Annotated in this window: 8 protein-coding genes; 3 read left to right on the forward strand and 5 right to left on the reverse strand. The window is 50.4% G+C overall.

Going from position 1 to position 9,464, the window contains the following annotated elements; all coding sequences use genetic code 11:
• Nucleotides 1–668: 668 nt before the first annotated feature.
• A complete protein-coding gene (locus LKK83_RS31020) occupies nucleotides 669–920 on the forward strand; it encodes a hypothetical protein (protein WP_324635327.1) in 252 nt (83 codons plus the stop codon).
• A 186-nt stretch (nucleotides 921–1,106) separates the two neighbouring features.
• On the opposite strand, the gene LKK83_RS31025 is transcribed toward LKK83_RS31020, so the two are convergent.
• From LKK83_RS31025 to tyrS, 3 genes are all read right to left on the reverse strand, one after another.
• Nucleotides 1,107–1,607 carry a hypothetical protein gene (locus LKK83_RS31025; protein ID WP_324635328.1) on the reverse strand — a complete coding sequence of 167 codons (501 nt, stop codon included), beginning with the start codon at nucleotides 1,605–1,607 and terminating at the stop codon, nucleotides 1,107–1,109.
• A gap of 91 nt (nucleotides 1,608–1,698) precedes the next feature.
• The gene (gene pyrF, locus LKK83_RS31030; RefSeq protein WP_324635329.1) at nucleotides 1,699–2,403 is read right to left on the reverse strand and encodes an orotidine-5'-phosphate decarboxylase; all 705 of its coding nucleotides are present in this window, start codon (nucleotides 2,401–2,403) and stop codon (nucleotides 1,699–1,701) included.
• Between the two features lie 161 nt (nucleotides 2,404–2,564).
• Nucleotides 2,565–3,803 carry a tyrosine--tRNA ligase gene (gene tyrS / locus LKK83_RS31035; protein ID WP_324635330.1) on the reverse strand — a complete coding sequence of 413 codons (1,239 nt, stop codon included), beginning with the start codon at nucleotides 3,801–3,803 and terminating at the stop codon, nucleotides 2,565–2,567.
• Between the two features lie 503 nt (nucleotides 3,804–4,306).
• Between tyrS and LKK83_RS31040 the strand changes: the two genes are divergently transcribed.
• On the forward strand, nucleotides 4,307–6,232 hold the full coding sequence (locus tag LKK83_RS31040) for a transglycosylase domain-containing protein (protein WP_324635331.1): 1,926 nt from the start codon (nucleotides 4,307–4,309) through the stop codon (nucleotides 6,230–6,232).
• A 118-nt stretch (nucleotides 6,233–6,350) separates the two neighbouring features.
• Here LKK83_RS31040 and LKK83_RS31045 read toward each other — a convergent pair whose 3' ends face one another.
• Together LKK83_RS31045 and lepB are read right to left on the reverse strand one after the other, a co-directional pair.
• On the reverse strand, nucleotides 6,351–6,674 hold the full coding sequence (locus LKK83_RS31045) for a DUF1825 family protein (protein WP_324635332.1): 324 nt from the start codon (nucleotides 6,672–6,674) through the stop codon (nucleotides 6,351–6,353).
• Between the two features lie 139 nt (nucleotides 6,675–6,813).
• Nucleotides 6,814–7,392, reverse strand: a complete 579-nt coding sequence (gene lepB / locus LKK83_RS31050; RefSeq protein WP_442957403.1) for a signal peptidase I — start codon at nucleotides 7,390–7,392, stop codon at nucleotides 6,814–6,816.
• Between the two features lie 794 nt (nucleotides 7,393–8,186).
• Between lepB and LKK83_RS31055 the strand changes: the two genes are divergently transcribed.
• Entirely contained in the window at nucleotides 8,187–9,095 is a 909-nt protein-coding gene (locus tag LKK83_RS31055) for an XDD3 family exosortase-dependent surface protein (protein ID WP_324635334.1), read from the forward strand.
• Nucleotides 9,096–9,464: the final 369 nt, after the last annotated feature.

Here is a 9,464-nt window from a genome sequence, read left to right on the forward strand (position 1 = left end):
CAACGCAATGGTTTTTTTCCAGTCCTGGAGTCAGTAATAGGGAAATAACCATTAAGCCAACGCAATGGTTTTTTTCCAGCCCTGGATTGGACTGCTGGCGAAATAACCATTAAGCCAACGCAATGGTTTTTTTCCAGTCCTGGAGTAGTAGTAGGGAAATAACCATTAAGTCAACGCAATGGTTTTTTTCCAGCCCTGAAGTAGTAGTAGGGAAATAACCATTAAGCGAACGCAACGGTTTTTTTCCAGCCCGGGATTGGACTGCTGGCGAAATAACCATTAAGCGAACGCAATGGTTTTTTTCCAGCCCTGGAGTAGTAACAGGGAAATAACCATTAAGTCAACGCAATGGTTTTTTTCAGCCCTGGAGTCAATAGTAGGGAAATAACCATTAAGCCAACGCAATGGTTTTTTTCCAGCCCGGGAGTAGTAGTAGGGAAATAACCATTAAGCGAACGCAATAGTTTTTGGCTCTACCGAACTTACTATGGAAAGTTGCGGCCAAAAACGCAATCAAACCTTTGCCAGCAGCAATATTGAGTCCTCTGCAAATTCTTTCCTTATCAAGAACAGGCAAGGCTGGCCTAAAACGCTTTCGTAGCAAGTGTTTTCCTGTCTGATGCGCGAGGATTTTACATACCAGGTTTGGTAGAACCGAAATTTCTTACTTGATTGAGCGCAGGCGTGTGGCAGATGAGGTGCTGACAAGAGTTTTAAATGCTGCGGACAATCCGAATGCGGGTATTTTGTTAGCACCTGTGGATCGCACTATTTCGGCAACTGTTCGACAAATTGACAGGGCAACAGTGCCAGATATGCCGGATCGGATTATCGCTATTACTGCTTTATCTTTAAATCTTCCCTTAGTCACCCGTGACAGTAAAATTCAGGCATTAACGACGATTCAAACGATTTGGTAATCAATCCACCAAATATGGACAGAACAGCCATATATTCCATGAACCTGCAAGCAGAATAATTGCATGTTAATGGAAGCCTAATTGAAGCCTAATTGTCCAAAATGAGGGAATATTTCCCGGAATTCAGTTAACTTAAAATAATGCAGTTTAAATGTACAAGACAGCGAAGCACTACCGGAGGAGTGATTAATCGCGATCGCCACAATCGCGCAACCACAGGCGAATCCCCCGCGCGATGTCACTATCACTGCTATCGCGCGGGGGAGTGGGAATCGCACCTTGGGGGTAAGCGGTGCGCGATAACATCAGCACCAAGCGCCAACCCTCTGCACTCGGCGTCAGAAACAGCCAGTGGTATTGCTCGTACTTCACCACCCCATCTTCAGCATAATAGCGCTCTAAGGTAGTAATGAAAACCTGCTGCAAATCCGCTGTCAGTGCTGACGATTCCTGGCGAGAAGGCAATCGGGACACTGGCGGATTATTCGGTCCGGAACCTTGTGGTAACGGTTCGAACTCGGGCAGACCGGCGAAAATCACGTATCGGGGCACGTACTCATCGCTGCGACGTTGAATCACCCGGTTGGCATACCCGGGCAAATCTGGCAACAAATCCGCCATCAGCCTGTCCAGGTCCGTGGGACATCGGGAGGGTACATCCAATTCGGGGATGTCCTGGGCATTCACGGGCCATAAACCATTGAACGTCAAAAGGCAAAAGATGAGGGAAAAGAGAGCTTTTGCGTTCTCGAGAGTATCTTTTGCCAATTGATGCATTCTATGACTCGATTTCCTGGCAAATCCGGGCAAACGCCGCCGCCGGATCCTCAGCAGTGGTGATGGGTCGTCCGATGACCAAATAATCGGCACCGGCTTTCAGCGCCTCTGCAGGGGTCATCGATCGCCGCTGATCCCCGGCGCTGGCCCAAGTGGGACGCACCCCCGGACAAACTAACAGAAAATCATTGCCACAAACGTTTCGCAGTTGGGACGCTTCCTGGGGAGAACACACCGCACCGGCCAAACCGCTTTCTTTTGCCAGCAGTGCCATTTGCAAGGCATATTCCGGCAACTCGATGGGTACTTTCAGGTCGAAGGCTAAATCCCGCGAATTGAGACTGGTCAGCAGGGTAATGGCAATCAGTTTCGGACTGTCTTCCCCGACGCTTTCTTGTAACGCCGCTTGGGCATTTTTAAGGGCGCTGCGTCCGCAGGTGGCGTGGATGGTGAGCAAATCCACCCCGTAGCGCGCCGCTGAAGCACAAGCACCGGTCACGGTATTCGGGATATCGTGGAATTTCAGATCCAGAAAAATCCGCTTTTGCCTGGTTTTCAAGGTAGAGAGAATCGCCGGACCGCAACTGACGAACAGTTCCAGACCGACTTTCCAGAAAGATACCTCAGGCAGGGCATCTACGAGGGCGATCGCCGCCGCTTCTGTAGGGACATCAAGAGGAACGATAATCCGATCGGCAACAGACATGAAGATAAATAACTGACTAAAGAATCATCGACAGGGTGGGGATAAAACAGGCAACACTTTGGCGATCGCATCACCCCCACCGATCGGGATTGCGATCGCCTGTAGGGGATGAGGCGGTAGCTCCAGGAGAGCCTACCAGATTCGGGCGAATTTCCCCCAGCTCAGCCCCGCCGACAGCGAACGAATTTTTTCTTACCCACTTGCAAAACCTTGCCTTCGAGAGCCTCTGGGGACTCAAAGGAGAGATTTTCATCGGTGATGCGATCGCCCTCAATCCGCACGGCCCCGCCTTTAATCTGTCGCCGCGCTTCGGAACTGCTCTTGCACAAATTGCTCGCACTGAGCAGATAAAAGAGCTTCGCGGGAAACTCCACTTCACTCAACGAGAATTCTGGCACTGCTTCCGCTTCGCCCCCCTGTCCGGCGACCAGAGTTTGAGCCGCCTGTTGGGCTTGATTTGCGGCGCAGGAGCCATGCTGCTGTGCCACAATATTCAGCGCCAGCAACTTTTGGCGATCGCGCGGATTTTCCGGCAACTCATCCAGTGGCAGACTCGTCAGCAACTCAAAATAATCCATCACCAGACTATCGGGAATCTTTTCGAGCTTGGAATACATGCTCAGCGGTTCTTCGGACAATCCCACATAATTGCCCAAAGACTTAGACATTTTCTGCGATCCATCAGTGCCGAGCAAAATCGGCATCAGCAAGCCAAATTGGGGCGTCTGACCGAAATGGCGCTGTAAATCGCGACCCACCGCAATATTAAACTTTTGGTCCGTCCCGCCCAATTCCACATCTGCGCGGACCGCCACCGAATCATACCCTTGCATCAGCGGATAAAGAAACTCGTGCAAGTAGATAGGATTGCCGATTCCGTAGCGATCGGCAAATCCCTCCTTCGCCAGCATTTGCCCCACCGTCATCGTCGCCAACAACTCCAAAATATTGGCCAAATCCAACGTGGACAACCACTCCGAGTTATAGCGAATTTCCAGCCGACCGGGAGTCTCAAAATCTAAAATCGAGCGCACCTGATCCAAAAAGGAATGGGCATTTTGCTTCACCTGCTCTGCGGTAAGCTGAGGGCGGACCTCGGATTTCCCTGTCGGATCGCCGATGCGGGCGGTAAAATCACCAATAATCAGCACCGCCGTATGGCCGGCATCTTGAAAAGCGCGCAGCTTTCGCACGGGGATGCTATGACCTAGATGAATGTCGGCACCGGTGGGGTCGATGCCCAACTTGACCCGTAACGGGCGCACTGCGGTGCTGATGCGGGCGACCAAATTCTCGTTTGGGTTGTCTGAGTTGGGAAGATTGGGAAAAATTTCGCTGACACCACGGTGCAGCCAAGAAAACGATTCGGTCACAGAATTCAATGGTTGTTTAGAAGCCATGCTTAGCAAATGCAGGGGTGGCTGTTGTTTACAGTAAAAGGGGGTCAACTCGAGCGATCGAGCGTCAAACTACTATAATTGCAAAAATTAGTGGCAACAATTCACCTTTATTGCATTGACCCAATCTCCTATCTTAGACCTGCAAAACCCCAATCCCCCGAAATTGACCCGCAAAGCCAATCCGGATCGCCTACACTGGAAGCCGTTAATCCAGTGAAGAGAAGGGGTGCGCGCAATGGCCGTGGTTTGAGTCACCATTATCATGGAGCTAGGAAAGACACTCCCGCGTCACCCGCTTTGGCAGTGACCGGATAAGGAATTTCCCCCCACCGGGGAGCAAGGCGGGAAAAAAACTCCCTGCCTTTTTACCCCCCACCGTCCCAACCGACTGGGGTTTGAGCTAAAATGCCTCTCGATTGACTTTACCCATCCCTGTGTGCCCGCGAAAGCCCCGTCAGCCTGAAATCCCATTGAGCCTTGTTTAGTGAGGAAGTGAAATCGCCGTGTCTACTAACACGATCGGACAAAACGCCCCTAGAGACTCCGCACCCATTTTTAGTTTTTTTCAAGGCGTCACCAAAGTGACAGCAGGAACCCTGCTGGGAATGACGATGCTGATTAGTTCTGTCGCAGCGGGGGGACTGGTCGGTTTGGCGCTCAGTTTCCGCAACCTCCCGGATGTGCGGGTTTTACGCACTTACGTTCCCACAGAAACCACTTACATTTACGACATCAAAGGTACGCTTCTGACCAGTATCCACGATGAAGCGAACCGCGAGGTGGTGCCTTTAGATGAAATCTCTCCAAACCTCAAGCGCGCCGTACTCGCGATCGAAGATAGTCACTTTTTTATGCACCACGGGATCAATCCCGGTGGAATCGCCCGTGCTTTTGTGGCCAACTTGGAACAAGGGGAAACCGTGGAAGGCGGTTCGACCCTGACGATGCAGTTGGTGAAAAATTTATTTCTGTCTCCAAAACGCGCCTTGAGCCGAAAAGCGGCAGAAGCAGTGCTGGCTATTCGGTTGGAGCAAATCCTGAGTAAAGACGAGATTTTGGAGCTTTACCTCAATCAGGTGTATTGGGGTCATAACCTCTATGGCATTGAAACCGCTTCTCAAAGCTATTTTAATAAGTCGGCTTCTGAGTTAACTTTGGCTGAGTCGGCGATGCTGGCCGGCATTATCCAAGCGCCTGAAGATTACAGCCCGTTTGCTAACTATCCGTTGGCAAAACAGCGACAGGCGGTGGTGTTAAATCGGATGCGCGAACTGAAGTGGATTACTGCTGAGGAGGAAGCGCAAGCGCGCAAGCAACCGCTTCTGGTGGGCCGCGTGACTTCGTTTCGCCAAAGTAAGCTTCCCTATGTGACGGATGCGGTCATTCAGGAGTTGTCCCGTCGCTTCGGTCGCGATGCGGTTCTTAAAGGCGGAATGCGCGTCCAAACAACGATTGATATGAATTTCCAACGCATGGCTGAAAAAACGGTGCAGCGTTGGCACGATACTCTTTACTATCGTGGGGTGTTCTATGGCCGCGATAATGGTCAAATTGCTTTGGTTGCTGTAGATCCGCGCACCCACTTCGTGAAGGCGATGGTGGGTGGCGCGGGTTTTGAAAAAAGTCAGTACAATCGGGCGATTCAAGCTCGGCGTCAGCCAGGATCGGCGTTTAAGCCGTTCGTTTATTACACGGCTTTTGCTACGGGTAAGTTTTCGCCGGCGTCGGTTATTGCGGATAGTCCGGTAAGCTATCGCGACGGAAATGGCTATTACTCGCCGCAAAACTACGGCGGTGGCTTTTCTGGCGCGGTGACGATTCGCAAGGCGTTGGAGGTGTCGCTTAATGTTCCGGCGGTGAAGCTGGGCCAGTGGATCGGTCTGAATAAGGTGATTGAAGTTTGCCGCACTCTGGGCATGACTAGTCCGATGGAACCGGTGATTTCTTTGCCTCTCGGGGCGATCGATTTGACGCCGATGGAAATGGCAGGGGCTTTTGCTACTTTTGCTAATAATGGTTGGCACTCTGAGCCGACTTTTATCGTGCAAGTTACGGATAGTCGCGGCAATATGTTGCTGGATAATACGCCGAAACCACAGCTGGTTCTCGACCCTTGGGCGGTGGCTTCTCTCAATAGCGTCCTGCAAGGGGTGATTACTAGCGGGACGGCGAAGAATGCTCGCATCGGACGTCCGGCGGCGGGTAAAACCGGTACCACGTCTTCGGAACGGGATGTTTGGTTTGTGGGTTATGTGCCGCAGCTGTCTACGGCGGTTTGGGTCGGTAATGATGACTATACTCCCCTGGCTGCCGGTTCTACCGGGGGGACGACTGCAGCTCCGATTTGGCGCTCTTTTATGCACCAAGCTATGCAGGGTCAACCGGTGGAATATTTCGATCCGCCCTCAAAATATGACCCGCCACGATAGATAAAAGATTTGAGGGGTTGGCAGGTTGATCCCGGAAGTAAAAAGCGATCGCATCTGCGATCGCTTTTTCTGTCTGGTTCCTCTTTCTGGCGCGAGTCTGAAGGGCAACCGGATTGGCTTACCTCTGTTTTTCCAGTTCGCTCTTCATCCGCTCTAAGGTGTTGTGCATCTGGTCGAACATCTGCTGCGGTGTCATGCCAAATTGATTGAGCTGGGTCTTGAGCTGCTCTACGGTCATCTGCGCCGTGAAGTCTTCGGATAGTTCAAAGCGCTTCATAAAAATCCGATAGCGCTCCATCATCTCTTCCATTTGCTCGATGTAGAGCTTTTTCCCTTCTCGGTCGAATTTGCCATAACTGCTTCCGAGTTCGATCAGGTCTCGATAATCCTCAAATAGCTGTTTGGCTTCTTGCTGTATGATTTCAGAATCAAAAAAACTCATTGCTGTGCCAATTTCTCTTAAATTTGTGTCCCCGCTTGGATGGGCATTCCCACCGCGTATATTCTCATTTTAATGCAGGATGGGGAAGCTGTTAACGTTCGGATATCCCTCTGTAGCAGTTGGGGACGGTAATCGAGAATTAGTTTTGTAGAAAACCGATCCGATCGAGGGGCCAAAATCTAAAGATGGCTCTCCCAATAATATGTTTTTTGGGCAAAAATCCCCATACGTGGGAATCGTTGCTGTTGTTTCGGTTGTCTCCCATGACGAATACGCGATCGTCGGGTACCGCTTCTGGCCCCCATCGATATGCGGCGGGTTCGGCAATGTAGTTCTCTTCTAAGGGTTGGTTATTCAAATACACTTTGCGGTCTTGAATGGCAATGGTTTGACCGGGGGTGCCAATCACTCGTTTGATGAAGGCTTGGTCTTTTCTGTATCCGTATCGTTGCAGTTCTGGGGGCGGATCGAAAACGACGATTTCTCCCGGGGCGGGAGCACGAAAGTTATAGGAGATTTTTTCCACCACTACCCGATCGCCCACTTCTAAGGTGGGTAGCATCGATACCGAAGGAATATATCTCGGTTCTGCAATAAAGCTGCGGATCAGCAGCGCTAACCCCAGGGCGATCGCTACAATCTGAACGTTTTCGTGCACTTGTCGCCACATTGACACTCCCGAGTCGGTTGCTTTTGTCTCTTTTTTCTCTACTTCCATCCGATCCTTTGACGCTAAAGGTACCCAAACATTGCCGATCGCGTTGCGTAAGCTCTGTAGTGCCCATACTCGGCTTTGGTGGACAGTACAAACCCACCCTACAACTACAACTGCCCTACAACTGCGCCTCGTCGGGTGGCCAGTACACACTTTACAACTCAGTCGGCAAGGGTGGTCTGTACTGCCCACCCTACAACTGGCTTTTCTCCAGCTTCGCATACCGTGAAGGCATTTTATCCTATCTGCGATCGCCCCGCTTCATCCCTTGGCCCAATTCCCTTGCTTGGATCCCCTGGCTGGACCGATCGCTCCCCTTTCTCCCCCTCCAACAGGCGATCGCTACGCTCTTTCCCCCCCTCTCCACCCTACCACCAATTGATAGCAAACCCTCTCAAACCACAACCTTAAATTTACGTAAATTTGGATTAATTAAAGTGAAAACCATCTTCCTCGGTTCGATTGGTCAATCCCCGATTGATAGAGCAATTCACCCTGGATCGGGGTAAAGTTTCCTCCGTAAATTCACTAAAGACAGGCTAACTCTATAAAAAATTTACGAAGTGTTGCAATACAGTCAAACTACCGTTTTTCCTGGAAAATAATCCGATAATGGAGGAAAAGGCTAGCTGAGAGGGACAAATTAAAAGGCGATTCGACTTCTTCACCGATGACGCGGCAGCAATATTCATCAAAACTTTAAAAAAATCAGGGGGTGAAAGGGTACGTTCTTTACATTAAATGTCCTATGATGAAAAATGTAGGGAGTGCAAAAAGCATTAAGGAAAGTCAAACTTATGAAGACTCAAACACTGAAAACTTTAGTCGGAACGGCTGCTGCTACCGTTTGTCTCCTCGGCGTCACGGGTCAAGCCGCCAATGCAATGCCCGTAGAACCGATTTCGGACTGGGATTACGCGATCGATTCATTTAATGATGGTTACAACCTCGGCACCATTGGAGCAAATAGCGGCTATGAATTCTACGGCATGGCCATCAAAGAAGATACAGCCAACAATAGCATTTTGGTGGCGCTCAATGCCAATATGCCCTTAGCAGGCAACTCTTCTAGCCATGCCAATGACGATCATATTGGCTGGGGCGATTTGATGTTTAACTTCTCTGGAGACAACTTGGAAACGGCAAACACCAACCGCAACTTGTTTGGCATCCGCTTTGCTCCAGGTACGGACTCTGGTGTGGGTATGGGCGTTTATAGCGATGTAAAGGCAAAAAGCGTCACCGGCGCGAACTCTGGCTTTAAGCACTTAAAGGAGCACCGGAATAAAGTGTCGAATAAAGGGGGCACGGCGACTATGGCCGATTTGGCGCAAACCGATCCGTATTTTGCACAAAAAAGCCGCCCACTCACCTCGATTAAATCGGGTACGAAAATCGGTGATGTGAATATCCTCAGTGACATCAGCGGTTTAGGAATAGACTTCGGTCAGTTTGGTGCGATCGGCAATCACACCTTTGGGTTTAGCTTTGATAAATCTTTGTTGCCAGTGGGTGATTTTGTCGCTCATCTGTTTGCAGAATGCGCCAACGATGGAATGGCAATTGAAGGCGAATTCCAGATGGCGATGAACCCGGATGACCCCAATACTGAAGTTCCCGAACCGACGGGTACGGCTGCGTTGGCACTGTTGGGCTTGAGTTTTGTCGGCGATCGCCTCCGCAAGCACCGTGCGATGAGTGCCTAAAGTTTCTATTACAGGCATTACGCTTCATTGAGCCATAAATCCCTAGTGCCGATTGATAGTCACGAGTGCATTATCCTCCAAGGGTGAATTTATCTCTCTCAAAAAAATAACTGATGTGGATAAAAACGGTAAAACAGTTGCGTGTTTTACCGTTTTTTTGCTGTTTTCCCGTTGGAAAAACCTCTCTCGGGAACTCCAGAAGTCGGGTGGACATTGCCCACCTTATCGCATCATGCTGTTTTTAAATTAGCCCACGTCGGAGGAGCTTTCGTCCTACGGGTATTGCAGGTTAACACCGAGGGGATCGCGACCTTGGTAGCCCCGTCTCTTTAGAGCGGGGCGGAAAAGCGACTCGTGCGGCTTTAGCCG

Origin of the sequence: Phormidium sp. CCY1219, from assembly GCF_035615515.1 — a bacterium.
GTDB lineage: Bacteria > Cyanobacteriota > Cyanobacteriia > Cyanobacteriales > Laspinemataceae > CCY1219.

Excerpts from the sequence above, each read along its gene's own strand:
- pyrF (WP_324635329.1), bottom strand. The coding sequence starts at position 2,403 with ATGTCTGTTGCCGATCGGATTATCGTTCCTCTTGATGTCCCTACAGAA.
- tyrS (WP_324635330.1), bottom strand. The coding sequence starts at position 3,803 with ATGGCTTCTAAACAACCATTGAATTCTGTGACCGAATCGTTTTCTTGG.
- LKK83_RS31045 (WP_324635332.1), bottom strand. The coding sequence starts at position 6,674 with ATGAGTTTTTTTGATTCTGAAATCATACAGCAAGAAGCCAAACAGCTA.
- lepB (WP_442957403.1), bottom strand. The coding sequence starts at position 7,392 with ATGGAAGTAGAGAAAAAAGAGACAAAAGCAACCGACTCGGGAGTGTCA.
- LKK83_RS31055 (WP_324635334.1), top strand. The coding sequence starts at position 8,187 with ATGAAGACTCAAACACTGAAAACTTTAGTCGGAACGGCTGCTGCTACC.